Annotated in this window: 21 protein-coding genes, 1 pseudogene and 1 riboswitch; of the genes and pseudogenes, 8 read left to right on the forward strand and 14 right to left on the reverse strand. The window is 45.8% G+C overall.

All coding sequences use genetic code 11. The features are described from left to right. Nucleotides 1-271 precede the first annotated feature (271 nt). The gene (locus QT987_RS22380; RefSeq protein ID WP_333084286.1) at nucleotides 272-916 is read left to right on the forward strand and encodes a hypothetical protein; all 645 of its coding nucleotides are present in this window, start codon (nucleotides 272-274) and stop codon (nucleotides 914-916) included. Nucleotides 917-936: 20 nt separating this feature from the next. Continuing rightward, nucleotides 937-1,686: a pentapeptide repeat-containing protein gene (locus tag QT987_RS22385; RefSeq protein ID WP_333244505.1), complete on the forward strand. Its 750-nt coding sequence runs from the start codon at nucleotides 937-939 to the stop codon at nucleotides 1,684-1,686. A gap of 388 nt (nucleotides 1,687-2,074) precedes the next feature. On the opposite strand, the gene QT987_RS22390 is transcribed toward QT987_RS22385, so the two are convergent. Then, nucleotides 2,075-2,602: a hypothetical protein gene (locus QT987_RS22390; RefSeq protein WP_333244507.1), complete on the reverse strand. Its 528-nt coding sequence runs from the start codon at nucleotides 2,600-2,602 to the stop codon at nucleotides 2,075-2,077. Between the two features lie 662 nt (nucleotides 2,603-3,264). On the opposite strand from QT987_RS22390, the gene pyrE reads away from it, so the two are divergent. The 5 genes from pyrE (at nucleotide 3,265) to QT987_RS22415 (ending at nucleotide 7,505) form a co-directional block, all read left to right on the forward strand. After that, nucleotides 3,265-3,840 (forward strand): orotate phosphoribosyltransferase, encoded by a 576-nt coding sequence (gene pyrE, locus QT987_RS22395; protein ID WP_333244510.1) that lies wholly within the window; start codon nucleotides 3,265-3,267, stop codon nucleotides 3,838-3,840. Nucleotides 3,841-3,964: 124 nt separating this feature from the next. Next, complete coding sequence (locus QT987_RS22400; protein ID WP_333244513.1) at nucleotides 3,965-5,017, forward strand: restriction endonuclease; 1,053 nt, start codon at nucleotides 3,965-3,967, stop codon at nucleotides 5,015-5,017. Between the two features lie 53 nt (nucleotides 5,018-5,070). Further along, a complete protein-coding gene (gene dcm, locus QT987_RS22405; protein ID WP_333244516.1) occupies nucleotides 5,071-6,357 on the forward strand; it encodes a DNA (cytosine-5-)-methyltransferase in 1,287 nt (428 codons plus the stop codon). A 326-nt stretch (nucleotides 6,358-6,683) separates the two neighbouring features. Next, on the forward strand, nucleotides 6,684-7,160 hold the full coding sequence (locus QT987_RS22410) for a hypothetical protein (RefSeq protein WP_333244519.1): 477 nt from the start codon (nucleotides 6,684-6,686) through the stop codon (nucleotides 7,158-7,160). 177 nt (nucleotides 7,161-7,337) lie between these two features. Further along, the gene (locus QT987_RS22415; protein WP_333244522.1) at nucleotides 7,338-7,505 is read left to right on the forward strand and encodes a DNA cytosine methyltransferase; all 168 of its coding nucleotides are present in this window, start codon (nucleotides 7,338-7,340) and stop codon (nucleotides 7,503-7,505) included. Nucleotides 7,506-8,002: 497 nt separating this feature from the next. Here the strand turns inward: QT987_RS22415 and thiC are convergent, their stop codons facing one another. The 6 genes from thiC to QT987_RS22445 form a co-directional block, all read right to left on the reverse strand. After that, entirely contained in the window at nucleotides 8,003-9,376 is a 1,374-nt protein-coding gene (thiC, locus tag QT987_RS22420) for a phosphomethylpyrimidine synthase ThiC (protein ID WP_190741580.1), read from the reverse strand. A 7-nt stretch (nucleotides 9,377-9,383) separates the two neighbouring features. Continuing rightward, a riboswitch (TPP riboswitch) is annotated at nucleotides 9,384-9,480 on the reverse strand. Nucleotides 9,481-9,634: 154 nt separating this feature from the next. Continuing rightward, nucleotides 9,635-10,453: a Uma2 family endonuclease gene (locus QT987_RS22425; RefSeq protein WP_333244524.1), complete on the reverse strand. Its 819-nt coding sequence runs from the start codon at nucleotides 10,451-10,453 to the stop codon at nucleotides 9,635-9,637. Nucleotides 10,454-10,568: 115 nt separating this feature from the next. Further along, nucleotides 10,569-11,129 (reverse strand): Uma2 family endonuclease, encoded by a 561-nt coding sequence (locus tag QT987_RS22430; RefSeq protein WP_333244527.1) that lies wholly within the window; start codon nucleotides 11,127-11,129, stop codon nucleotides 10,569-10,571. A gap of 319 nt (nucleotides 11,130-11,448) precedes the next feature. Continuing rightward, nucleotides 11,449-13,632, reverse strand: a complete 2,184-nt coding sequence (locus tag QT987_RS22435) for a tetratricopeptide repeat protein (protein ID WP_333244530.1) — start codon at nucleotides 13,630-13,632, stop codon at nucleotides 11,449-11,451. A gap of 252 nt (nucleotides 13,633-13,884) precedes the next feature. Further along, nucleotides 13,885-14,757 carry a 6-carboxytetrahydropterin synthase gene (locus QT987_RS22440; RefSeq protein ID WP_333244533.1) on the reverse strand — a complete coding sequence of 291 codons (873 nt, stop codon included), beginning with the start codon at nucleotides 14,755-14,757 and terminating at the stop codon, nucleotides 13,885-13,887. 110 nt (nucleotides 14,758-14,867) lie between these two features. Continuing rightward, nucleotides 14,868-15,128 (reverse strand): hypothetical protein, encoded by a 261-nt coding sequence (locus QT987_RS22445; protein ID WP_333244536.1) that lies wholly within the window; start codon nucleotides 15,126-15,128, stop codon nucleotides 14,868-14,870. A 65-nt stretch (nucleotides 15,129-15,193) separates the two neighbouring features. Between QT987_RS22445 and QT987_RS22450 the strand changes: the two genes are divergently transcribed. Continuing rightward, the gene (locus QT987_RS22450) at nucleotides 15,194-16,693 is read left to right on the forward strand and encodes a cyclic nucleotide-binding domain-containing protein (protein WP_333244540.1); all 1,500 of its coding nucleotides are present in this window, start codon (nucleotides 15,194-15,196) and stop codon (nucleotides 16,691-16,693) included. Between the two features lie 152 nt (nucleotides 16,694-16,845). Here QT987_RS22450 and QT987_RS22455 read toward each other — a convergent pair whose 3' ends face one another. The 7 genes and pseudogenes from QT987_RS22455 to QT987_RS22485 form a co-directional block, all read right to left on the reverse strand. Further along, complete coding sequence (locus QT987_RS22455) at nucleotides 16,846-17,526, reverse strand: J domain-containing protein (protein ID WP_333244543.1); 681 nt, start codon at nucleotides 17,524-17,526, stop codon at nucleotides 16,846-16,848. Between the two features lie 559 nt (nucleotides 17,527-18,085). Next, nucleotides 18,086-19,048, reverse strand: coding sequence for a cysteine synthase A (cysK, locus tag QT987_RS22460; protein WP_333244546.1), 963 nt, complete (start codon nucleotides 19,046-19,048; stop codon nucleotides 18,086-18,088). A 58-nt stretch (nucleotides 19,049-19,106) separates the two neighbouring features. Next, nucleotides 19,107-19,547, reverse strand: a complete 441-nt coding sequence (locus QT987_RS22465) for an RrF2 family transcriptional regulator (protein ID WP_015176708.1) — start codon at nucleotides 19,545-19,547, stop codon at nucleotides 19,107-19,109. Nucleotides 19,548-19,948: 401 nt separating this feature from the next. Continuing rightward, entirely contained in the window at nucleotides 19,949-22,210 is a 2,262-nt protein-coding gene (locus QT987_RS22470; protein WP_333244550.1) for an iron uptake porin, read from the reverse strand. Between the two features lie 292 nt (nucleotides 22,211-22,502). Then, nucleotides 22,503-24,155, reverse strand: coding sequence for an HD domain-containing phosphohydrolase (locus tag QT987_RS22475; protein WP_333244553.1), 1,653 nt, complete (start codon nucleotides 24,153-24,155; stop codon nucleotides 22,503-22,505). 141 nt (nucleotides 24,156-24,296) lie between these two features. After that, complete coding sequence (locus tag QT987_RS22480; RefSeq protein ID WP_333055205.1) at nucleotides 24,297-24,578, reverse strand: 4a-hydroxytetrahydrobiopterin dehydratase; 282 nt, start codon at nucleotides 24,576-24,578, stop codon at nucleotides 24,297-24,299. A gap of 901 nt (nucleotides 24,579-25,479) precedes the next feature. Continuing rightward, nucleotides 25,480-25,863, reverse strand: a pseudogene (locus QT987_RS22485) (photosystem II D2 protein (photosystem q(a) protein)); the annotation flags it as partial.

The raw sequence follows: 25,863 nt of genomic DNA on the forward strand, positions 1-25,863 counted from the left end.
ATTGGCTTTTAAAGTTAAATCCACCTCTAGCAGTAAAGATGGTTATGTTCCACCTATAACTACAGATTGATATCAAATTTTTAGCAGGCACACAAAATGAAATATTGCTCGCGGAGGCACTCCGGTACTAGAAATAGGGGGTCTGGCACCTCACTCGGTTATGACGCACTCCGGCAGTCCCGACAATAGACAAGGTGTTGTTTACAAAAAAAGGTAAACTCAGATATTGCACAGACAACTGTTGGAAGTCGATCGACGGAGATAGAAACTTTTGGGTATAGAGCTACGCAGCTACGTATTTCTAGACAACTTGCAGCCACAGCACGCAGCATACATCGGCACAGTCGCCGCCGGATTCTTGCCGCTGCCAGGGGATGCGTCGCTGTGGATAGAAATCTCGCCCGGTATCGAAATTAACCGAATTACCGATGTCGCCCTCAAATCTGCCTCCGTGCGCCCCGGAGTACAGATAGTCGAACGCTTGTACGGACTTCTGGAAGTACACTCGAGTCAGCAGGGGGAAACGCGGGCCGCAGGTAAAGCAATTCTAGAATTCATCGGAGTCCGCAGAGAAGAATGTATCAAACCACGAGTGATTTCCAGTCAAATTATTCGCAATATTGATGCCCACCAAACACAATTAATCAACCGCACCCGGCGCGGACAGTTGCTGCTGGCGGGACAAACGCTTTACGTCTTGGAAGTAGAACCCGCGGCCTATGCAGCGCTGGCGGCTAATGAAGCAGAAAAAGGCGCATCTATTAACATCTTAGAGGTTCAGGCTGTAGGCAGTTTCGGACGGCTTTACCTCGGCGGCGCAGAACGAGATATTATAGCAGGTTCCCAGGCAGCAATTGCGGCGGTGGAAAGCGTGACGGGTCGAGAAAATCCAGCAATTTTTGGTCGCAAGGAATAGCCGTTTAAGGAGAGGCAATTATGGCAAACACACAGCATTTAGCGCTGTTAAAAAAAGGTGCAGTTAGTTGGATTGAATGGAGAAATCTCAACCCAAATATAGAACCGGATCTCAGTGAAGCTAACCTCGCCGAAGCAAATCTCAGAGGTGCGTATCTTTGGCGATCGAACCTTTTTAAAACAGATTTGTTTAAGGCTAAATTAATTGCGGCAAACCTTGCTGAATCTAATCTTAGTTTAGCAAATCTTGCCGGAGCGCAACTGCTGGAAGCTAATTTAATTAAAGCTAATTTAACTGGAACCAACCTCCAAGCGGCTGACTTCAGAGGATCTGATTTGAGCGGTGCTAATTTAATTGGCGCGGACATTAGCGGTGCCAATCTCCAACAAACCGATTTTGGAGAGGCGAATTTAATCGGTGCGGTGATGTTTCGAGTTAATGCGATGGGCGCGAACCTCAACTGTGCTAATCTCAGTCAAGCCAATCTGACTCAAGCCGAATTGATTGAAGCACATTGCTATGCAGCCAATTTCTCTAAAGCTAACCTCGCAGAAGCTCACTTCACTGCAGCATATCTTTTCCGGGCAAATCTCTGTTTTGCACAGTTGAGCGCGGCAGATTTCCGGTGGACAAACCTTGGCAAAGCTGATTTGAGAGGGGCTAATTTGACTGGGGCAAATCTCCGAGGAGCGAACTTGGCGGGAGCTAATTTGGGCGAAGCTATTTTGAAAGGAACAATCATGCCTGATGGCAGCATTGTTTCATCATAAGTTTGAGCAACGGAGGACACGGCATTGCCGTTTCCCTACCCCAAAATAATCGATGGCGCTCGCGAGAGATGTAACTATCGCCCGATTAATTGCAGGAAACGGCATTGCCCATTGGTGTCAACAAACACGTTAAACCGATATTCCGACAGGGGTTGAAACCCCTGCCTCAAAGCTGAAGTCCTCGCTTCAGAGGACTAAGGAATTATTCAGTCCTCTTTGAGAGGACTTTCGCTATAAGCCCCGTGGAATTCATTCCCTGGCGGACTGCCGGGTAGGCGGGAGGACTAGCGGACGAAAAGCTTAATTTGACACGCCTGGGGCATTGCCGTGTCCTGACTGTGGGTAATATTAATTAGGATGCAACCGGAAACTTATACCGAACTGGCAGTTAATTTCTACCAGGGGGCGATACTTGATAAAGTCCTCTAACGGGCCCTGGATCAGTCGGTGAATCTTGCTGCTGTCTTGGAAGTGTAAACTGATCTTGGAGTCCGGCGGGAGTAGGGAAACAGCCGCTTGGTTGAGGTCCTAGCTGGCAAGCAGCAGGGAGTGCCATGATTGAGGCATCGAAGGGATTGACTGCATCTGGGACGCGGAGAATCGGGTCGCTGGAAACTTGTCGCTGCATGACTCGTCGGTAAAGGCCGCTGAGGCGACTGGCATCCCGCTCGATTTCTTTTTCGGGAAAGGCAACGACGCCGCTGGGGGAACCGATGCCTAAATAGTCGCCCAAGTAACCTTGCAAGCTGACGTTGTGGTAAAAGTCTCCTGAAGCTTCAAAGTATTGTCGGTTGAAGTCGTCGGCAATCGGGTGAAATCGCTCTGTTTGTGCTTGAGCTGGTTTGACGTATGCCATTGCGGCAGAGGCGACAGCGAGAATCAACGCGCCGCTTAGGCTTTTTAACTTTTGACTCATATATTTGGGCCTCCTTAATTAATTCCGATTCCAATTTGACACTCCCTGACCTAAAGGACAGGGATTCTTAATTCAGCGACTGACCTTAAAATGTTGCGTCCTTTCGGCAATCCTTAAACTTTTCAACCGTGCAATTGCACCAATTGACGAGCTTAACTCACAACCACCCCAGAGGGTCTATCTCCAAAAGCGTACTAGGATACGAACCTAGAGTTCGGGTGTGCCCCACCCTACTTGATTGAAACAAATTATTGATTTTCTGGTGGGTGAGAATGCGTTGATTCCCCAGCTCTATTTTACAAGGTTTTCGCTACCCTTCTTTTTGCTTTTAAAAAGCTTTCAGGTTCGAGGGTGCCGACTAAAAGCCGCTTCACAACCGCCCACCTTGGGAATTACAACCATGTGTATTCTATCAAAAAGCCGTCAATCGATTTTAGATTTTAGATTTTAGAATTGAAGCATTGACCGCACGGATAAATACGTTCGGCAAGTTTCATCGGAGACAGGTTTTTTATTTCTGGGTCCTGAGTTGGCGCGTTGGAATGAATCCGGGGGCTTTTATCCTGGATGCCTTCGGTCAAGCGAAAGACGGGATTTTCAACCCAATTTTTTGATAAACTGATTATCGGCGGATTATTTGTGTTTTTTATAGGGTGTGAGTTATGGATGCTGCGGATTTAAAGGTGTTGCGCGATCGACTTCTAGATTTGCTGTGCGAGTTTGCCTATCGCGAAGGCGATTTTGTGCTGTCTTCAGGGCAGAAAAGTTCTTATTACATTAACTGCAAACCGGTGACGCTGCACGCTGAAGGTGCTTTGGCAACGGGACGTTTGCTGTTGTCGATGCTGTCGTCGGATGTGCAAGCTGTGGGCGGTTTGACTTTGGGTGCTGACCCGATTGTAACTGCTGTGAGTGTGGTTTCGGCTTTGGAAGGTCGATCGATTCCGGCGCTAATTGTCAGAAAGGAGACGAAGGGACACGGGACAATGGCGTACATTGAGGGGCCGCTGTTGCCAGAGGGGACGAATGTGGCGGTTTTGGAGGATGTGGTGACGACGGGTAAGTCGGCGATGCAGGCGGTGGAAAGGCTGCGGGCGGCTGGTTATAAAGTCGATCGCGTTTTGTCGCTGATTGACAGGGAGCAAGGTGGTGCGGAGTTTTATCAATCTGTTGGATTGGACTTTGAAACAGTTTTTACGATTAATGATCTTCAAAAGTGGATGGCTAGCAAAAAATAGGGACAAGTGCGATCGCCAGCCTCCTCCCCAGAAGAATCGCGTCAACGGCCGCCGAACATTTAATAGCGAGAAGGGGGGGCGATCTCATCAAACTCACAGCACTTAGTATCACACCAAACCAAAAATGTCAACTCAAAATTACAGAAGAACAGTTGAAGAAATCCGTGAGTTAGCTTCTATGTTTTGGCCTTCCGACTTATCTCAAAAGGAAGCCGAACTCAGTGTCATACCAAAATTGATAGAAACTCAAGAGCAATTTATTGCTATTCTTAGCGTCCCTGTTTCGGAGTTAAGCGGATTATTTCAAATAGTAGAAGCTTCAACACTTTCTGCAAATATGTTCCTGAAACATTTAATTGTACTGGCGGACTTTGGGGGAGAAATGATAAAAAGAGTGAATAGTCAGTTTAATTCTATGTTTCCCTTAAAGAGATTAGATTACCTTTGGAACCTGCAAACTTACTCTTATCAATTCACTTTTCTACCAGCATCAGGTCAACTAACCAATAATAAACTAGGGATTGACGGTAAAAAAATACTCCAAAATCAATCTCTCTCTTTGGCACATAAAGATTTAATAGCAATTCTTTTGTTCGGCGCTAGTTCACTGAATGAAAAAAGCGCTGAGGTTCTAGCTAAATGTGAAATTGGTAATTACTTAGGTCAACCCGATAAATTAAATAAGTTTATTAAACAACGATATATCTGGGTTAGCCGGATCACCTCTGGGTCACAATCCAACACTTTAGGTCAAATCGCTCAAAACTTTGTCAAAGAATACTTACAAGATAATTTAGGGGTTATAGATATAGCTATTAGACCTAACGGTCATTTACCCGGCGTTAGACATACTGACCAAGAAAGCGAAAAAGGACTAACAACATTTGATTTAGTTCTTTCTAAACAAGATAAGTATGTTGCAATAGAGATTAGCTTTCAGGTAACAACAAATAGCGTAATTGAACGTAAAGCTGGACAAGCAAGAGCTAGATTTGAGCAGATTGAAAAGGCAGGTTATAAAATGGCTTATGTCATTGATGGCGCTGGTAACTTTGAGAGGGAAAATGCAATCAGAACCTTGTGTACGTATAGTCATTGCACTGTTGCATTTTCCCACAATGAACTTAATGTACTTTGCGAGTTTTTGAGGGATTACTTTGTCCCTAACAATGAGTAAAGAGATGCTATACTTAAGAAAGGGTGTTAAAATTTAAACTAACTAAAATTATTATGCAAAAAATCCGTTTTATTGACTTATTCTCAGGAATAGGTGGCATGAGATTAGCGTTTGAATCCGCCGCTCGTTCCTTGAATCTGGAAACAGAATGCGTATTAAGCAGCGAAATCAATCCCGACGCTCAGTTAGTTTACCAGAAAAACTTTGCCGACACACCTTTAGGCGACATCCGATTAATTGACAAACTCCCTGAACATGAAATTTTACTAGCGGGATTTCCTTGTCAGTCTTTCTCCTATGCTGGCAAGAAAGAGGGATTTGGAGACACCAGAGGCACCCTATTTTTTGAGATTGCAAGGTTAATTGATACCTTTAAACCTCAAGCATTTATTTTCGAGAACGTGCGGGGGCTTGTCAGCCACGACGGCGGCAGAACCCTCGAAACTATTAAGGGCGAAATCAAAAGCCGAGGTTACAGCTTCGATTATTTTTTGCTCAACAGCTCTAACTTTAGTTTACCTCAGAACCGCGTTCGAGTTTACCTAGTAGGAATTTTAAATGCTTCGCCCCAATTTAAGCTAATTACCGACGTAGGCCCAAAAGATTCGCATTCCTCTAGTCATCAACAGCTATCGTTATTTTCCCCGTTAAGTAAACCTGTCACAGTTGCAGATATTTTGGAAGACAATCCCGAGCCAAAATATGATTGTTCGCCAGAATTTGTTAAAGCCTTGAAACACATAGTTAACAATGATTTCAGCCGACTGCACGGTAGGCGGCTAATTGACTATCGCGGTGGCAATTCGATTCATTCTTGGGAACTGGGTTTGCGAGGCGAGTGCAGTTTAGACGAAATTGAATTAATGAATCTTTTTATATTGAAAAGGCGCAATAAAGAATTTGGATCTGACCAAGATGGCAAGCTATTAACTAAAGAGCAAATAGCTACTTTTTTTGCTCATCCTAATCTCGATGAAATGCTGGATTCCTTGGTAACAAAAAAGTACCTGCAACGGAACAACAATCAATACAAACCTGTATCCGGTAACTTTTCCTTTGAAGTATATAAATTTCTCGATCCGCAGAAAATTTCGGTAACAATTGTTGCCAGTGATGCTAATAGATTAGGAGTATACTATCATAACCGAGTCCGCAGGATTACTCCCCGCGAGGCGGCGCGGTTACAAGGTTTTTCGGATAGTTTTATTCTGCATCCTAATGATGATAAAGCTTATCATCAACTGGGTAATAGTGTAAGTATTAATGTAGTTAAAGCGGTTGCTCTAGAAGTTATCCAGAATGTTTTGTGCTCTACCAAACAAAAAGTTAGCGCCTGGTGAATTGGGAAGGGTGGGCGGAGTGTTTCCGCTCACCCTAGCAACTAGCTTTGCGCTACAGGTTCCTTAGCCAAAAAATTATCTAATTCCGCCAAAGCATCGGCATCAAGGTTAGATCGGTGTTTTATGGGGTGGGATTAGAAACTATGTCTGCTCTAATTTTATCAAAATCAGCTCAGGCACTTGGAGGACAAGGGAAAATAAAGTTTTCGGTGCTAAACAAGCGCAAGCTTTCAGGTTCAGAATCTATACCAATCGGCTGATTTTAGCAGAGCGAAATTATAACCTGAGTGAGATATTAACTAGAGAAGATTGTTTTAATATGTTAGATGACGACGCAAGGAGAAGCAGTAATGATTTTACCTGCATCTATTAAAGAGAAATGGAAACTACTGGCAACAGCCTTTATTTTTCCTCTGACACTAATTGGTGTTGGCATTCAGCCACAACCGATTCAAGCACAACAAAATCCATCGAAGACTAATGTTGCTGCTTTGCCAGATGGTATTTACCTGTACGGAGATTCGCCACAGCCAAACCAACTTCTTCAAAACTATATCGTGTTTCAACGCCAGGACGATCGCGTCGTTGGTGCAATCTACGCGCCGCGATCGGATTTTGCGTGCTTCACTGGTAAAATTCAGGGAAATACACTGTACGGGAAGGCAATCTCAGCCGGAAAAGTTCAAACAGTTGAAATCAATACTCAGCTAACAAATCTGCATTCTATTCGCGCAATTAGCTCAAACGATCGCCGCATTCTTTCAACGTGCCAACAGACAGCGCGAGCTAACATCTCCAGGTAAATCTTTTACTTAGCTAAAATGGTGCATGAGGCTGGCGGTGCGTTACACGGCGTTAACGCACCCTACGAATTGAAAATTTCTCGTTTCTCGTTACCAGGCTCTGCCTGGTAATGAAGATATAGAGGCTCTGCCTCCCTTAAAAAATAGTACAAAATATGAGTTTTTACCGCCAACTTAATGGCCCTGAAAAAAATCCGTTTTATTGGCTTATTCTCAGGAAGAGACGGCATTAGATTAGCGTTTGAATCCGCCGCTGGTTCCTTGAATCTGGAAACAGAATTCGTATTAAGCAGCGAAATCAATCCCGACGCTCAGTTAGTTTACCAGTACAGGGTAGGCCGCTAATTGACTATCGCGGTGGCAATTCGATTCATTCTTGGGCACTGGGTTTGCGAGGCGAGTGGAGTTTATACGAAATTGAGTTGATGAAGAGTTTTATCTTGAAAAGGCGAAATAAATAATTTGGGCATGACGCAGATGGCAAGCTATTAACTAAACAGCAAATAGCTACTTTTTTGGCTCATCCCAATCTCGATAAAATTCTGGATTCCTTGGTAACAAAAAAGTACCTGCAAGGGAACATAGCAATTCTCCTTTTCGGAAACTCCTTTTAATATAGAAATCCTTGCAGGAGTCGTAAATTTTTTACCCCACCCCAACCCTCCCCTTACCAAGGGGAGGGAGTAAGAAATTCACAAATGATTTAGGATTGCTATATAACCTTAAGTAAGGTGCGCCCTCAGCACGCTAATTTTGGGCGGGCTGGATGCCCGCCCCACAAGAAACGAAACAGCTTTACGATTAAGTAAGGTGGACAATGCCCACCCTACAAATTAATCCAATTAGCTTTGGGCGACAGGTTCCTTAGCCAAAAACTTCTCTAATTCCGTCAAAGCATCGGCATCAACCTTAGTCTGCATCGGACAGAACTTAGGCCCGCACATTGAACAGAATTCAGCAGTTTTGTAAATATCTGCCGGCAAAGTTTCGTCGTGATATTCCTTTGCCCGTTCTGGATCTAATGACAGCTCAAATTGACGGTTCCAATCGAAATTGTAACGCGCTTTCGAGAGTTCATCATCGCGATCGCGCGCACCCGGACGGCCCCGTGCAATATCTGCAGCGTGAGCCGCGATTTTGTAAGCAATCAGCCCGTTTCGGACATCCTCAGCATTCGGCAATCCTAAGTGTTCCTTCGGCGTCACGTAACACAGCATTGCAGTACCGTACCAACCAGCCATCGCTGCCCCAATTGCTGAGGTAATGTGGTCGTATCCAGGCGCAATATCTGTCACCAACGGCCCTAAAACATAGAAGGGTGCTTCGGAACATTCCTCCATTTGTTTCTTGACATTAAACTCAATTTGATCCATCGGAACGTGGCCTGGGCCTTCCACCATTACCTGCACATCATGTTCCCAAGCTTTGCGAGTTAATTGTCCCAAAGTTTTGAGTTCAGCTAATTGAGCCTCGTCAGAAGCATCGTGAGTGCAACCGGGACGCAGAGAATCTCCCAAACTAAACGAAACATCATATTTTTTGAAGATTTCAATGATGTCGTTAAAGTGAGTGTAGAGGGGATTTTGTTTGTGGTGATGCAGCATCCACCGCGCCAAAATGCCGCCGCCGCGAGAGACGATTCCAGTCAGCCGATTTTTTACCAACGGCAAATGCTCGATCAGAATTCCGGCGTGAATTGTTTGGTAATCAACACCTTGTTGAGCGTGTTTGTCAATGATGTGAAGAAAGTCATTGGGGGTCAGACTTTCCATATTACCATGAACGCTTTCTAGTGCTTGGTAAATGGGTACAGTACCGATCGGCACTGGTGAAGCTTTGATAATCGTAGTGCGGATTTCATCCAAGTTGCCGCCACCGGTGGACAAGTCCATCACGGTATCAGCGCCGTATTTCACTGCTAGTTTAAGCTTGTCAACTTCTTCTTCCATATTGGAAGAGTTGGGAGATGCACCGATATTAGCATTGACTTTGCATTTAGACGCAATACCGATCGCCATCGGTTCCAAATTCGGGTGATTGATATTAGCGGGAATAATCATCCGTCCCCGCGCTACTTCGGCGCGGATAAGTTCTGGCGGGAGATTCTCTCGCTTAGCAACAAAGTGCATTTCCTCAGTAATTACACCTTGGCGGGCGTAGTGCATTTGAGATACATTGCTTTGGCCCTGACGCTTAGCGATCCATTCGGTACGCATATTTAATTTCCTTGATAAACAGCTTCCCTCCGCTGGTATTACCCAGACTCAGGTTCTAAGGGTGTTTTCTCAGCCCGGATATTCGGGCACCCCTAGCTAAGCTGTTGATTGTATCACCGATTTCTGTGCGCCACGGCAGCAACTAAGGAAATCTTAATATTGGGATATAGATGAGGGGAGCGATCGCCCTTTTGGGGCTTCTGATATTTGTGCTGTTTAAAAAGTGGGATTGTACCCCATTTAACAATCTAAAAACCATCACACCTCATCAGGATTAATCCCCATTTCGCGCAATTTTGCTGCTAGGCGATCGGCGCGTTGTTTTTCTTCCTCCGCCCGAAGGCTTTCTTGTTGCGCGCGAAGGCTTTCTCGTTGGGCCCGCAGGTGTTCTTCTGCCGCACGTTCCTCTCCAATTAACAGCAAATTCCCTTCACTATCCCACCAACGCAACCAAGGTAAATTCATCTCATCATATTCACCTTGCCAAATTCCCAACTCAACTCCAAGCTGAGGAATTGGATAGCGACCGCGCTCATTTACACTCATGCGCTGATAGCAATTGTCTTCTAAATGATACATTTCTACAGCAGCTTTTTTCACTTCATAAATGCCGTAGTAAGGCACGCGAATCGCCTGTTCGTAAACCCAAAATTTTCCCACCTTTTGTTCTTCTGCTTGACCGGGTTCTGGTGGCGGCGTTCTATCTCGCTCTTCTGCACCGTTCCCCGACACAAATTCCAAAACAATCAGCGGTGCAACGTATTCTTTCCACAATACATAAGAACGTCGCACCTCACCATTTAATAGTGGGGGAACATTCGGCACATAAAACCAATCGGGCGCTTCGGCACCGCGTTCTAGTGGGTCAGTTAAACGCCAATAAATCCCACAATCTTGACCGATACGATAGCGTCCGTCTGGATGAAGTCGTTGCAAAATTGGTCGGAGTGAATCAGTGAGAATAATGCTTTGAGGAAGTTCTTGAAAGTTTTTCACAAAAGTACCGTCCGACTCTGGTAATTCAGTGTGATCTGGGAGATGGGTGACTTCCAATTCAAATGATTTGGCAATAGTCATAAAACTTGCGCTGATTTGAGGAATTAAACTTATTATAGTAGAACGAAGCAGCGAAATTTGCCGAATTCAAGTCGCCCCCTAAATTGGTAAAATTTAATAATAGAAAAATTTTTTATTAACCCAATATAAAATCAACATTCACTTCAAATTCGGGAAAAGCCAGCGGCGCAACTTGTTGACCGCGCCAAAACTTGAGCATTAAACTATAACCGTTCGGGCCGGGCTGACGGTAGACTTCCAAACAATTTTCAACTAAATCTACCAGCCAAACTTCCTGAATGAGCGATCGCGCGTAAATCGATCCTTTCACATCTCTATCATAATCAACCGTACTATCTGAAACCTCAACTAACAGCAAAACTTCAGACGATACTGGATGGGCTGTGGCGTAGTAATCAGCACGAGATTGCAGCAATACAACATCCGGTTGAGGTTCAGTGCGCTCAGTCAACTGGATAGGGTCTTGGACACCCAGAGTGGCCCGATCTTCTGGAATGAGGCTGAAGCGCCTGGTGAGACGCTTAACAGAACTTGCATGACGAGTACCAATTGCAGCCATTTTAACAATCTCTCCTTCTATAAGTTCTACCCGATCGCCCTCTGAGAGAATACCCGCCTCAGTCATCAAATGATATTCTTTTACTGTAAATAACCGTTTTTGAAGCTGAACAGACATATAACTATTCTCCTTGTTTGCAGCTTACCTAAATTTACCATAAAAAAAAACGCCCCAAACAGAGCGGAAAAAAGAGGAAAAATTTAGATAAGAATCCTTAGACAAAAAGCATTTAAAGGCCCGCTATCAAGTCTCGTTAAATACTCGTCAACAACGGGAGGGATGCACCTATAAATTTTGAACAACCGGATTGGGACTGAATTTAATAGTCGTGGACGCATAAATACCAAAAAAACCGGGTTTTTACCAGTTTTAAAGGTCGGGATGCAGTATTTTCGCAAAAAACCCGGTTTCTGACCACCCGTGCGTCCAGGACTATTTAAGTCTCTTTTTCACCCGATTCATTTCCGTGTGTATCCTGTTTTAATTCCGATACAATTGCGCCTCGATCGCGCCAAGCTTCCGCATTGTCAGGTTTGATGGCAATAGCTCGATCGTAAGCTGCCATTGCTTCCTCATAGCGCTTTAATGCTGACAAAGCTGTGCCCAAGTGGTGCCAAGCATCGTAGGAGTCTGGCTTAATAGCAATTGCTTTCTCATAAGCTGCGATCGCTTCTTCAGGGCGCTGCAATTTTGCCAAAGATTCGCCTTTGCCAAACCAAGCTTCGTAACACTCGGAATTAAGGGTAATTGCTGATTCGTAAGAGGCAATTGCTGCTTCGTGCTGCGACAGTTTCTCGAAAGCTACGCCTCGGTTGTGCCACACTTCAAAATCCTGCGGTTTAAGGGCGATTGCTTTGTCGTAGGATTCGATCGATTCTTGATATCGTTGCAATTTTCCGAGCACAGCCGCTCTATTGTACCAAACTTCGTATTTGTCTGGCCGGATGCCGATCGCCCGATCGTAAGAATCAATAGCATCGCTGTAGCGGAGTAGTCTCCACAGCATATTGCCTCGATTGTACCAAGTTTCGTATCTGTTGGGATTGAGTTCAAGAGCGCGATCGTAAGAATCAACTGCGGCTGCGTACTGCTGTACTTTGGCCAACATCGCGCCTCGGTTGTGCCAAATTTCGCTGTCGGTTGCTTTGATAGCCAGGGCGCGATCGTAACTGGCGATCGCTTCTTCGTAATGCTGCAATTGACCCAACAAAGCCCCTATGCTGTGCCAACAAGCGTATTTTCTGGATTCGCTCAAACTTGCTCGCTCGTAACAGGCGATCGCCTCTTCGTACTTCTGCAATTTTGCTAGCAAATGCGCTTTATTATACCATGCTTCGTAGTTATCCGGTTTAATAGATATTGATTGGTCGTAACAGGCGAGTGCTTCTTCCGGGCGCTGCAATTTTATTAACACATTTCCGCGCCAATACCAAGCCTCATGCAAAAATTTATTCGCTAAAACAGCTTTTTCCAAACAGACTAATGCTTCATCATAATTGCCTTGAAAATAAAGCCCTTCGGCTTGCTTGATATAATCGTCAGCAATCAAATTTTCATTGCTAGCCGGCGCTGTTTGCGAATTTTGGGAATTGTTTAAAGCCGGTTGATGTGCGATTTTGAGAGCTTCTTTGGCAACAACTGCGGGAACTTGGGCAATTTCTTGAACAATTTGAGATTTTTTATCGTCAACTTCTCTCAGCAAAACTTGCAGGTGCATAATAAATTGAGATTTGAGAGTCTCAATTTGCTCCACCGAAGATTTGGAAAGTTCAGTTTCTCTAGTTAAAAAATCAATGGATTGTTTAGCTGCACCCATTTGCGCGGCTAATTCATCCCTCAACTTTTGATTCAATTGGCTAGAATTTATGAGTTCTGATTCCAATACACCAATACCCTGCAATCGTTTATTGGCATCAGCCACCAACTGTTTGATTATCAGCCGTCGCATCATCCAAAAAAATGCAATTGTCACCGGTGGAAATACAGTACCAAGAATTAGTAAAATATTGAGCAGAGTTATGGTACTATTAAAACTATATCCAGATTCAGCACTGCCACTAGACGGGGAGATAAAAGCGAAAACCTCGCGAACTTGAGGATTGCTTTCAGCCCCGGTTTCGATTAATTTAGCTAGCCAGGTTTCTTGTAAAGATTTTGTTAGTTCATCGTCGGATGCAGCCGGAGGATTCGCCTTGGTTTTTGCACTAGCAGATACATCCGGTTGAGTGGCAGCTACGAGCAAACCTGTCGGCGATTTTACAGCAATTCGCGGAGAAAATTGTTCGTGAGCGATCGTCTCAGGCTCGCTAATTGACTCAGCCCGACGGGATACAGTAATATTTGGGGAAAATTGTTCGTGGGCGATCGTCTCAGGCTCGCTAATTGACTCAGCCGGACGCGATTCAGTATTATTTACGGCATCAACAAAGTTGCTAGCCTGCGGTGTCTCAGGAGAAATAGGATGTGCAGCAGGATTGGCGCTAGTATTAGCAGTTAAATTGTGGGATGCGAGGGCAGCCAGAGTCAAGAGAGCTAGATTAGAGACGCGCATAAACGTCAACTCATTTACATTTAGGAGAAATTGGTGCTTGGTTGTCAGCGATCGGGCGATCGACCTCATACTCTCAGCAGTTAGAATAGCTGACTAGAGGAATGCTGACTTACTATCTCCAAAATACGCGCGCAGCCTGACTTTTCAGGAAAAGTGCCAATAATTCTGGCTGTGGAACTTTTGTCCAAAAATATATTCTCGCGCCTAATCCGGTTGAAAAACTCTCGGAATCATCATTAGGCTGGTAGGGCGGGCTTCACCAATCTGCACAATTAGCCAAAGATCCGGGTGAACCCGCCCCAAACGATGCGATTTTTAAATCTAAACCTTAGCTAAAATCGCTTCCGGCTGCTGACTTTGTGCCGCCACTTCTTCTAAATCAGCACCGTAAATTTCACAGCTATTATTCGGACTTTCAATCAGCTTAATTTTGTGCAACTCGGCGCCCAATTCCCGAACGGGCGATCGCAATAATTGCCCGATCCGAACAGCAATATTCTCCGCAGTCGGCACAACATTCTCAAAATAAGCAATATCCTTATTTAAAAAAGTGTGATCGAAAGGTTCAACAACATAATCGTCAATGGCTTTTTGCAAAGCTCCCAAATCAGCAATCATGCCAGTCCGCGCATCAATTTCCCCTTTAACAGTCACCTCTAAATGATAATTGTGACCGTGACCGTTGGGACGAGCACATTTGCCGTAAATTTCCGAGTTTTCTTCAAAGCTCAAATCGGGACGAGCCAACCGATGGGCCGCGCTAAAATGAGTGGACAAAGTTAAATAAGCTTCCATTCCGTTTCCTAAATATTCAGCCCAAAGTTCGGGATGTTCAAACAATTGAATTTTGCTCAGAGGTAAATGAGGGGCTAGCCGCAGCCAAATTTGCCGTGCTATGTTTTCAGTAGTTGGCAGAGTCTGCTCAAATTCCGGCCACGCTTCGTTGAGAAAGGAAAAATCGAGATCCTTGGTAACTTCCCGTTTGATGACGTGCTTGACATCAGACAGGTTGAGCACCATGCCGTACTCGTCGAGTTTTCCTATCATGGAAACGTAAAGGACGTAATTGTGTCCGTGTCCCGGTGCGCGAGCAGTTGGGCCAAACCGTTCAAAGTTCTCGGCTTCGCTTAACTCCGGCAGCCAGTACCGGTGACTAGCCGAAAACTGTGCCCGACGATTGATGATGCACTGCATAAAAGTCAAGTAGGGTAAGTTTGTTAAGTTCTGTAAAGGACTCGCTTCTTAAGGATAAACTAATTTTTGCTGGAATTTTTCGATTATTAGAGGGTGCTGTAAATGAATTTCTACCAATTTTCCAAATATTGGCAACAAGTCGTCGATCGAGCCGCCGGGCCCATTTTACGCCACAACACAGATATCCGGCCGAAAATACCGCTACAAAATAGTTTTTCGCCATCATTTGCTAACTCATCAGTTACGAGCATTTGAGAAAGTACGCGCGTGCGGATATATCCGGTTCGCGAAGCGTTCCCGAAGGGTAGGGAATCGACCTTTTTGCCACACAGGACACTCCACAGTTGGAGTTTTTCGCCTAAGCTCTGCAATAGTTAGCAGTTTGCGGTTCAGTTGCGCTCAAAACTAATCACCAATTACCCATTACCCAATATTAATGAATTCGATTACTGCACGAGCCGATCGCTTTTTTGAACATTTTTCGGGTGCGATGACAACCCCACTCTTCTATATCGGGGACACTCATCTGTCCATCAGTGCGATCGTCAAACTCATAATCTTAGCTATATTTGCCTTGATTATAGCTAAGATTATTAGTGAAGGAATCAAGCGCAGTTTGCTAGTTCGGATGGGATTGGATCGCGGCAGTCGAGAAGCAATTTCCACTATAATTAGCTATATTTTAGCAACCCTTGGCTGTATATTTGTCCTGCAAGGTGCCGGCCTCAACCTCACTTCTCTCACCGTCTTAGCTGGGGTTGTCGGTATTGGTTTCGGCTTCGGCTTGCAAAATCTAGCCAGCAACTTTATCAGCGGTCTCACCCTGCTATTTGAACACCAAATTAGAGTCGGAGATTTTATTGAAATAGACAATTTATTAGGAACAGTAGAAACTATTTCAATCCGCTCTACAATTATCAAAACAATTGACGGACTATTTGTGATTATACCAAATATTAAATTTGTCGAAACTAACATTATTAACTGGAGTTACAGAGACCCCAGATGTCGCCTCCACATCCCCGTCGGCGTTGCTTACGGATCTGACCCAGTAATAGTTACGGAAGCACTATTAATTGCGGCGCGGATGGAATCGAATGTCTTGTCCCATCCTTCTCCTAAAGTATGGTTTCGCGGTTTTGGAGATAACGCTTTAAATTTTGAACTTTTAGTTTGGATTGACCAGCCACAGGAAAGCGATGCTATTAAAAGTGCAGTAAATTTTTTAATAGATTACGAGTTTCGCCACCGAAATATCGAAATCCCTTTTCCACAGCGGGATTTGTGGCTGCGAAATCCGCAAGAGTTAACTCATTTTTTTCACAATAACAAAGACGAGAATTCCAACGGCAAAGTATTTCCGCATAATACCAAATATTCAGCAGATTTAAAATCTAATTCCACACTTTCTGAACCTAAAAATTCCGTACCTAAATCCCCTAATAATTGGACGCTGCGAGATTTGTTGCGGCGAGTAACTTATTTTGAACAGTGTACGGATTTAGAACTGCGGCAGTTAATTGAATATGGCTACCGACAACTGTTTCCAGCGGGACAGGTTGTATGTAAGGAAAATGACCCTGGCGATTCTTTTTATATTATTCTTTCGGGTACTGTAGAAGTTCTTTCTCAAAAAGCAGGTCAGTATATTGCTACGCTTCATGAGGGCGAGTTTTTTGGGGAAATATCTTTGCTGTTGGGTACTCCGAGAACGGCGACTGTTAAAACTAGCGAAGATGCAATTTTGTTTGTGGTGGAACGTCACGATTTGCAAAAACTTTTAAGAGAACAACCCAATTTAGCCGATCAGATTGCTCAAAAATTGTCGGAACGCCAGCAAGCTTTGAGAGACTTGGGATTGTTGGATGGCGACTCTCTGGGACAAACTCCTTTTATTAAAATTCGCAAGCGCATTCAAGTTCTTTTTGGAATTTGAAAGAGGGAAGTTCGGCAACGAGCAATGTACGGGATGTAAAGGATAGAAGGAAGAAGGAAGAGGGAAGTTCGGCAACGGATTTTGTAACGGATGTAACGGATGTAAAGGATAGAAGGAAGAAGGAAGAGGGAAGAGGGAACAATCTGCTTTTATTAAACTTTAATTTTTAATTCCTCCTGCGCTTCCCGCCGCAGTCTAGCGGCAATTCTAAACAGTTCTTGACCGGTGTGCAAGTGGCGATCGTCATAATTGAGGGTAAATAAATACAATTCTTCTATGCCGTCTCCGACTTGATTGATACAGTAGTAGAGATGGGCCGCAACTCCGGCTACATTAGATGGATTAGGCATGGATGTAAAAAAGTTATGAGCTTTTTTGAGAAACTCGCGGCTGGTTTCGATATAAAGTTGAAACTTTTCTATCAGTTCGTCATCAAACGGATCTGCTGACAATTCGTCTATTTCCTTTTTAAGTGGTTTCAAGATGCTGTTCAGCATTCTATTGACGGGTTTGTATACTTTAATCAGCCACTGTTCCATTAGTTCATCCGCCTCCCTTGCTGTTTGTTTTTGCTGGCGGCTGACGTTTGGTGCGCTGGGTGATTGCTGTTCGGTTTGCTCGGAAAGTTGGCGATCGTAAGATTGTCTGTGCTGGGGGTCTCCTAATATTTCATAGGCTGCATTGAGGCGGACAATCTCTTCGTGACCCGCTATGTCGCTGCGGCTGTCTGGATGAAATAATTTGACTAAACGGCGGTATGCTTGTTTAATCTCGGCTTGTGTTGCGGTTGGGCTAATTTTTAGGGTTTTGTAGTGATTGATAACGGAAGACACGCTGTTATTTCCTTGAAATCTAGATAATCGGGTAAAAAGTGCTTGACAAAAATATCATTTTTTGCTAAATTTTTAAGTATTTATCTGATATAAATGTCAAAAATTGTCAGTAAAAAACCTCAGTTTTCAACTTATCATAAATCTATTTTAGAAAAACATTGAGGCTTTTGAGGGGGCAAATCGATCGACATTGAGGACTCCTATAGCGCTGCTCCCGCCAACAGTTAGCCCTTCTTTTCTTTGCTCTTCCTTCGCCACAAAAGCGCTCAGCGCCCGCTTCGCTAACACGCCGAAAGCGGTTAGTTCAAAAAAAAGCTCCTTCAGAAATTCGGCATCATATCAAATCCAGTAGCATCGTCCTGTATTCATCTCTGTATTCTCTCCCTCTGCGTTCTGGAGCGCCCTCTGCGGTTAAATCATTCCGATGCAACCGGAAACGATATCATTCGCGATCGAGAAAGCTACAATCTATCGCCATTCTTTAATCTACTCAAAAGCCAAGCAGAGCGTACAGTCTACGCCCTGCTCTCTATTTCTGCGACTTGGGCCGGAGGCTAGCCTAGTTAAGGGCCATCGCCAGATTGAGTTCGGGATCTTGGAACAAAGGAGTGCTGAGATAGCGTTCGCCGAAGCTAGGCTGAATCATCACAATCAATTTCCCTGCATTTTCGGGACGCTTGCCGACTTTCACCGCCGCACATAGTGCCGCACCGCTGGAAATACCCGACAAAAGTCCTTCTTCTCTGGCTAATCGACGGCCATAGGCGATCGCCTCGTCATCGGTAACAACTATAATTTCGTCGATCGAATCCACATTCAGCACCGGCGGCACAAAACCAGCACCGATACCTTGAATTTTGTGAGGCCCAGGCTTTCCGCCCGACAGTATCTGACTGTTGGCCGGCTCAACTGCGATCGCCTTAAACTCGGGTTTCCGGGACTTAATCACCTCCGAGATACCCGTAATCGTACCGCCAGTCCCAACCCCAGAAATCAGGAAATCCACTTCGCCGTCTGTATCTTCCCAAATTTCCTCAGCCGTTGTCGAACGGTGAACCTGGGGGTTCGCTGGATTCCGAAACTGCTGCAACATATAGGCATTGGGAGTTTTGTCCACAATCTCTTGAGCGCGACGGATGCAGCCGCTCATGCCCTCAATTCCGGGAGTCAGTTCTAGTTGGGCCCCGTAAGCGCGCAACATCGATCGGCGTTCCGTGCTCATCGTATCCGGCATGGTCAAAATCAACTGGTAGCCCTTAGCCGCCGCCACCATTGCTAAAGCAATTCCGGTATTGCCAGAAGTCGGTTCTACCAAAACCGTTTTTCCCGGAGCAATCAGCCCTTCGGCCTCGGCTTGATTGACCATATTCACACCGATCCGGTCTTTCACCGATGCTGCCGGATTCATGCCTTCGAGTTTTACCACAATCCGAGCCACGCAGCCCTCGGCTTGGGGAATGCGGTTGAGTTGCACCAAGGGCGTCCGCCCTACCAATTCTGTAATGTCGCCAGCAATACGCATAATCTTTGTCAGTTTGTGGTTGAAAGTAAATGTTAATTCCTAGTTGGCAATATTTTAACTAGATGTAATACATGATATCGAGCTGCCGTCTGCCATTGCGCTTTTCGCACAGATCCTGTAGCGTATATTTTTGCAAAACTGAGTTGGCAATCGATCGAGCTTCTTGCCAAACTTCCCAAATCACCGCACTTTCTACAGTTTGAGCGGGCGAGTCTTTTTCAGAGCGATCGAACTCTGAGCCTTCGAGACAGTTGATAATTTCTAGGAGTGTAATTTTCCACGGTTCCCTCGCCAAGATATAACCTCCCTTAGCTCCTCGCTGGCTACGAATCAGCCCGCAGCGTCTCATGGTAGCCAGCAACTGCTCTAAATATCGATCGGGAATATTTTGCTGAGCCGCTATCTGGCGAATTTGCAGAGGCTCGCCTTCATCGTAGCAATCGGCAAGCTCCAGCAAAGCTAAGATTGCGTATTCGCTTTTACAGGAGAGTTCTACCATAATTGCTTCCAATACCAGAATTATCAACTCCGAAGTCAGATTTTAAAATTCTCCTCAATGTTGAGTTCCAAATTCTAACTCCTAACTTTACTTTTTATTATACCCCGGTTTTCCACTGAACTTAATCGACTTTCATCACTTGATCGTTGGAACGCGATCGGCAATCTGAACCCAACAAACCCAGTTTCTCGTTTTGGCTCCCTCCGCTTCCACCACAGCCTTACCTCAAGAAACCTGGTTGTCTGCCTCTATGACTGATAATTTTTAATTTTTAATATATTCTTGGCGCCCCCTTCCGGCCGCAAACAAAAAAGCCCTGCGCTAGGCAGGGCTAAACTTGGCCTTTAGAGTGGCCAGCAGAGAGGTTATGTTATAACCTCCCTGCCTCCTCTAACCCGCTCTTAGAACGTGAAAGTAGTTCTCAGAGTACCAATGATGATGTCATCATTACGGTCATCTTGATTAGGATTTGTCACCCAAATCACGCCCGGAGTAACAGAAATGTTGTCCGAGAGCTGAAACTTGTAGAACCCTTCAACGTGATAGGAATCATCGTTGCGGAAGCTCCGCAAACTGCTTGCAGCTTCAAGTTTATCCAAGTAAGGCTCACGACCTACCACGAACCCTAGCAAGTTGCCTTCTTTCCCTAAATCAGGCAAAGCCAAGGTAACAGCGTAGTTCCAGATTCTCGCATCGCCGATGCCGATAATGCGGGCATTGGTTAAACCAGCCCAGCCACCAAGGATAAACCTCGGGCTCAGCCGCAACGAAGCCTGAGCACCGTAGGAGTTGCTGACAACTTTGCGAGCATTGAAGCCGTCAAAGCCTTCGCTCAAACCGTTGAGAGAATTAGCCACGCCGGTACCGGTGAAACCGCCGAGACTGCCTGGCCCATTCGATAAAGCATTGTCAAACCCAAAGTTACCTCTGCTAAAGTAACCGTGGTTGTAGTTGAATGCAACTTGCAAGTTGCGTCCGGGGGTAAAAGTCAACTGACCCATCGCCGCGTAGTCGCCGTTCGTCAAGCCTGCACCCCTAGCCGGACTGGCTGCATTTGACGCCAAATAACCGAAGGACAGAGAAGTCGGGCCGAACACGCCGCCCAGCAAGCCCCTGCCACCGAAGGCATAGTCAAAGCCGATACCTGCGCCACCGCCCAAACGATAAATCGGGTTCCGCTGCCCAAAGGTGCTCAATGACCCGTTACCGCCGTCAAAGTCTTCAAAATAAGGGTTGACAGTCGGCATAATGTCGTCCCAAACGCCAGCGTTAGCTATCAGGCTAACGTTCAGTCGCTGACCGACGGGGAACTTGTACAGCAAGGTGTCGAGGGCAACAACGTTGTCGGTTCTGCCGACAAAATTCCAAGTTTGAGTGCCTTCGCTGGTAGCCCCAAGGTTAAATCTTTGACCGTTGCCGACTTGAAGCCTGGTCAGCAGCAAGTCTCTGCCGGTGAAGCTAGTGTTTAAATTGAGACGCACCCGTTGTTGGAAGACAGCTTCGTTATTGTTGCTGCCGATTCTTTCGCCGTCTCTGCCAAAAACGCTAACGTCGCTACTAAAGTCGTCGCTGAGAGCAAAAATTGCTTCCCCAGTCAGCTTTGTAGTGGTGGAGAATTGGTTGGCTTCGAGTTCGGCTGTCCGAGATTCCAAAGCATCGACGCGACCGCGCAGGGTTGCCAGTTCCGCTGCAAATTCTTCTTGGAGCCGTTGGAGGGCTGCCAAGTCATCTCTCGTAGCGAAGTTGCCAGTGCCACCTCTAATTAGCTCGCTTACCTTGTCTAAGCAAGCATTTAAACCGGCTGCGAATTCGTAGCGAGTCATGGCCCGGTTGCCGCGGAAAGTTCCGTCGGGATAACCGGCAATACAGCCGTAGCGCTCGACTAGGGATTGCAGTGCTTGGAATGCCCAGTCTGTGGGCCGCACGTCGGAGAGTTGGGAAACAGAGGTAACTTGACCTTGAGTTTCGCCCCCGGCAGCACCTTCGCTGCTGTACTCGTTGAGCTGTTCTAATGTGGCGGCTGGGTTTTGCTCTTGTGGTGCGACAGTTTGAGCTAAAGATTCAGCCGGTTGTGGCAAACTTTGTTCTGCCGACTCTGCCACTGCCGGGGCTGGAGTTTCTAATTGAACTGCACCGATTTGCTCTGGGAGAGCGGTAGCTGCCGGGGCTGGAATTTCTAGTTGGGCTGCCGGGGCAGAATTTTCTACTGGTTGAGCTACTGTTTGCTCAACTGCGGCTAAAGATTCACTTGTAGGTTGTGATGCCGCTTGGGGTTCTACCTCAGCAGGGGCTGTGTTGGCTCCGACGATCGCACTTTCAGTTGTAGGCGTGGCCAAATCTGCCATCGCTGCCTGGGTTTCGCTGCCAGCGACTTGGGAAATTTCTTCTACTGGCTCGGAGGCTGCAGTTGTTTCGGAAACAGCAGCTAAAGCATTTAGTTTCGCTTCGGAGGTTTCAGCGGTTTCTGCAGTTGTTTCGGAAACAGCAGCTAAAGCATTTAGTTTCGCTTCGGAGGTTTCAGCGGTTTCTGCTTTGGCTGCAGCGGGATTGAGCGCATCAGCAGCCTGCTGAGCGTCTGCTGCCATCGCGCTCGAAGAAACTACTAGGGTAGCTCCTAAGACTGCTGGGCTGATTAGTAAGTAACTCCACAAAAATTTCGACATATTCACTCTCATCCTCACACCGATTACAGAGAAACTTTTCTAGTCTTCTATGTGGTCAGTCGTTGCTCAACTAGCATACTCTAAAAAGAGACCTAAAATTCACTTTTTCTTTTGATTCTTTTGGGCTGACTGAGTATATAGATGTGACTGACGGCTGCAGAAAGCCTGTTTTTAAACCTTTACTCAACGGCGTCAAAACCATGCCATGATTGGGCTGTGGATTGATTTGACGGATGACACTAGACAGCACCCGATTGCCTATTTACTTTTTAGCACAGCACGCCCGACTCGTCTAGGCTGATTCGACTTTAACATCCAAGCTGTGTCCCAGAACGCTAAAGACTTGGCGGTGATCGAACAATTCTAACAAATCAGCGTTGATTTTATTGTGAGCTGCTTCTTGCCGCAAAATTTTCATCGCTGCCTCTGTTCGCAGAGCTCGCTTGTAGGGGCGATCGCCTGCTGTCAGGGCGTCGTAAATATCCGCGATCGTCATCAATTGTGCTTGAATTGGAATTTCTGACTTGTTTAAACCTCGCGGATAGCCTGTGCCGTCGAGTTTTTCGTGATGTCCGTAGGCAATGTCTGGAACATTTTTTAAATCTTTTGTCCAAGGAATTTGTTTCAGAAACTCGTAAGTGTGAGTTACGTGAAATTCTATTGCCGAGCGTTCTTCCGGCGTCAGGTTGCCCCTCGACACCATCAGTTGCAATATCTCGTCTGGGTTCAGCAGGGGTTTCTTTGCCCCATCGATATCTCTGTAAGTTTGTCGAGAAATCTCTCGCAGTTGAGCTAGGGGTTCTGCTGCCAAAATGTGAGGCTCGTTTGCCTCTAGCAGCACTTCCCAGTATTCTGCTAATCTGGTTTTCGCCTCTGCTAGCTTAGTGTCTAGCTGTTCGATTTGCTGGCAGTGAGCGCACTCTGGCTCCTGGATCTGGTGTTTTCGGTAGGCTGAATGCTCCAGCAAGTATTTATATTTAGACTGGACGCATTCCATTTCCAGCGTCCGTTGAGCTAAGCCAAAGCGGTGGCGAATGATTTCTAGCTGTGCGGGGTAGAGCTTTTTCTGTTTGGTCAAAACTGCTTCGGGCACTCCTATTTTGCCAAAATCGTGCAGCAGGGCGGCGTAGCGAAGTTCTTGAATTTGGCGGTTGTTAAAGTAAATAGAGCGCAGTCGTCCGCTGCTGACGGTGTTTACTTCTTCTGACAGGCGTACTGTCAGGGCTGCTACTCGTTCTGAATGGCCGTAGGTACAGGGGTCTCTGGCTTCTATGACTTGCACCGAGGCTTTGACGAAGCCCTCGAACAAGTGTTCTATGCTGTCTTGGAGTTGATTGCGCTCGATCGAGATTGCTGCTTGAGAAGCGAGCGATCGAACTATCCTTTCTTCCCACTCGGAATACTGCTGCGTCGATTCCCAGGCATTGTCTGCTGTCAGCACCGTATCTGGCTTTGTTTTGCGGTTGATCAGTTGCAGTACACCTATTGTCTCCCCCTGTCGGTTTTGCATCGGCAGTACCATTACCGAGCAAGTGCGGTAATCAATATCCCTGTCAAAACTGCTATCTAGCCGATAGGGTACGCCGGGGGGTAAGTCGTAGGCATCAGACAGGTTCAAACTTTGACCTGTTATTGCCACGTATCCCGCCAAGCTTTTGTCTGTCAGTGGCAGAGCAAACTCTTTAAACGACAGGCTGGGTTTAGAAGCGTTTTGGGCTACCTTGAACAGCAGCTTAGGTGTTTCGTCGCTGTGATCTACTAAGTAAACGCTGCCAGCATCGCTGTAGGTAATTTCCCTACTTTTGGATAAAATTAAGTTTAACAAGTCGCCCAAATCTTGGGCGCTCGACAGAGCAGCGCCAATATCTAAAAGCTTTTCTATCAGATCGGTTTTTTCGGCTGCAGCAGACTCGTTCTTGAACTCTGGCTTTTCAAATACGATCATGGTCGGATGATGGGGAATAGCCTGTTATACATTGAACGTTGGGCCTCTCGACTTTTTCACACCCGATTTTAACCCCAAGTCGATTTTTTATTTGCGAGCTTTTCTCTAGCGGGGACTCTTGTTGGGTCAACTGGCACTCTTTTAATCTAGCGCAGAAATCTCTTGGGCTAGCGCAAAGTCTTTCTCAGTTAAGCCTCCGGCATCGTGGGTTGTTAAGTTAACTGTAACTTTGTTGTAGGAGATTTCTATGTCGGGGTGATGTCCTGCGGCTTCTGAGGGGGCGACCAACTTATTTACAAAGGCGATCGCTTCGATAAAATCTTTAAATAAACGGGTAGAGCGCAGTTGTTTACCTTCAATTGTCCAGCCTGACAATTGACTGACGCGATCTTGAATTTCAGTATTATTAATTAGCTCAGCCATATTTTTTTTTCTTTGGGATTAGCAATGGCAGATTAACTGCCAACGTTTAGAAACCCTGACCAAAAACTATCCGCTCTCACCAATAGCGTTTAGTCTCAAGTTTTAATACTTAAGATTTAACACTATTTGAGGTGAGAGCGGTCTAGCGGGTCTTCAGATTAGAACCTGACTGCCGGGAGAATCCCTAGCTCAGCCTGGTTCCCCGTGGAAGTCGTTTCCCGTTGGAGACGACGGCTGACTGCTAGTGAGCGGCCCCGGCGCACAGCCGGTAGTTTCCAATCTGATGACCCATGCGTTTACTACTTTCTATCATGGGCATCACCTCCAGGTTTAGCTAAATGGCTTTATATTGGAACGCACATCACCTAAATACAAGATTTAAGGTGATGATTTGTGCGCTAGCCATTGCCAGCGTGACCAGAAGAACTTGCGTTCTGAGTATCGTTCTAGTATTCACAATTATTAGAATAACACAAGGAATTAGAAGTGGGGGATGCAAATTGAGATTTTTGCAAGATCGGGGGAATTTACTGCTGCTGCAAGCTCTTTGATCGATCTCTACAGCAAGCGGGCGATCGTAGTTTCAGCCATGTGCCGATATGTTGTTCTTCAGAATCCGGGCTGTGCGGTTATCAGGTGCATGGCCACTCTGGGGGCTGGGAAAGGTCGATCGATTTCTTGCCAGATGGAGAGTTCACCATATATAGACACGAGTTGTTCTAGCTACAGGCAGAGTTGGTTTTTGTACAAAATCAACTTTTTTTAGGGCGCTAATTCGATCGAATCCTGCAAACAAAAAGCTCCCGCCACCAGGCAGGAGCTTTTTAAGCATTAAGGGTAAAGCCTAAAGTGCTTTATCTTACCCTTTTAAAAAGTTGGAATTTTTGATATTTCGCGCTGATTACAGTGCGTTACCGCGAGGCAGAACTTCTTCAGGGAAGATGAAGTTTTCGTGAGGTTGGTCTGTCGGAGCCATCCAAGCACGAATGCCTTCGTTAAGCAGAATGTTCTTAGTGTAGAACGTTTCAAACTCAGGATCTTCAGCAGCGCGTAATTCTTGTGATACGAAGTCATAGGCGCGCAGGTTTAATGCTAAACCGACAATGCCAATGGAGCTCATCCACAAGCCTGTGACAGGTACGAACAGCATGAAGAAGTGCAACCAGCGTTTGTTGGAGAAGGCAATTCCGAAGATTTGCGACCAAAAGCGGTTGGCTGTAACCATCGAGTAGGTTTCTTCTGACTGAGTTGGGTTGAAGGCGCGGAAGGTGTTTGAGCCTTCGCC

The organism is Microcoleus sp. SVA1B4 (genome assembly GCF_036700545.1).
In the GTDB taxonomy this organism is placed as follows: Bacteria; Cyanobacteriota; Cyanobacteriia; order Cyanobacteriales; family Microcoleaceae; genus Microcoleus.

Excerpts from the sequence above, each read along its gene's own strand:
- QT987_RS22385 (WP_333244505.1), top strand. The coding sequence starts at position 937 with ATGGCAAACACACAGCATTTAGCGCTGTTAAAAAAAGGTGCAGTTAGT.
- QT987_RS22390 (WP_333244507.1), bottom strand. The coding sequence starts at position 2,602 with ATGAGTCAAAAGTTAAAAAGCCTAAGCGGCGCGTTGATTCTCGCTGTC.
- pyrE (WP_333244510.1), top strand. The coding sequence starts at position 3,265 with ATGGATGCTGCGGATTTAAAGGTGTTGCGCGATCGACTTCTAGATTTG.
- QT987_RS22400 (WP_333244513.1), top strand. The coding sequence starts at position 3,965 with ATGTCAACTCAAAATTACAGAAGAACAGTTGAAGAAATCCGTGAGTTA.
- dcm (WP_333244516.1), top strand. The coding sequence starts at position 5,071 with ATGCAAAAAATCCGTTTTATTGACTTATTCTCAGGAATAGGTGGCATG.
- QT987_RS22410 (WP_333244519.1), top strand. The coding sequence starts at position 6,684 with ATGACGACGCAAGGAGAAGCAGTAATGATTTTACCTGCATCTATTAAA.
- QT987_RS22415 (WP_333244522.1), top strand. The coding sequence starts at position 7,338 with ATGGCCCTGAAAAAAATCCGTTTTATTGGCTTATTCTCAGGAAGAGAC.
- thiC (WP_190741580.1), bottom strand. The coding sequence starts at position 9,376 with ATGCGTACCGAATGGATCGCTAAGCGTCAGGGCCAAAGCAATGTATCT.
- QT987_RS22425 (WP_333244524.1), bottom strand. The coding sequence starts at position 10,453 with ATGACTATTGCCAAATCATTTGAATTGGAAGTCACCCATCTCCCAGAT.
- QT987_RS22430 (WP_333244527.1), bottom strand. The coding sequence starts at position 11,129 with ATGTCTGTTCAGCTTCAAAAACGGTTATTTACAGTAAAAGAATATCAT.
- QT987_RS22435 (WP_333244530.1), bottom strand. The coding sequence starts at position 13,632 with ATGAGGTCGATCGCCCGATCGCTGACAACCAAGCACCAATTTCTCCTA.
- QT987_RS22440 (WP_333244533.1), bottom strand. The coding sequence starts at position 14,757 with ATGCAGTGCATCATCAATCGTCGGGCACAGTTTTCGGCTAGTCACCGG.
- QT987_RS22450 (WP_333244540.1), top strand. The coding sequence starts at position 15,194 with ATGAATTCGATTACTGCACGAGCCGATCGCTTTTTTGAACATTTTTCG.
- cysK (WP_333244546.1), bottom strand. The coding sequence starts at position 19,048 with ATGCGTATTGCTGGCGACATTACAGAATTGGTAGGGCGGACGCCCTTG.
- QT987_RS22465 (WP_015176708.1), bottom strand. The coding sequence starts at position 19,547 with ATGGTAGAACTCTCCTGTAAAAGCGAATACGCAATCTTAGCTTTGCTG.
- QT987_RS22470 (WP_333244550.1), bottom strand. The coding sequence starts at position 22,210 with ATGTCGAAATTTTTGTGGAGTTACTTACTAATCAGCCCAGCAGTCTTA.
- QT987_RS22475 (WP_333244553.1), bottom strand. The coding sequence starts at position 24,155 with ATGATCGTATTTGAAAAGCCAGAGTTCAAGAACGAGTCTGCTGCAGCC.
- QT987_RS22480 (WP_333055205.1), bottom strand. The coding sequence starts at position 24,578 with ATGGCTGAGCTAATTAATAATACTGAAATTCAAGATCGCGTCAGTCAA.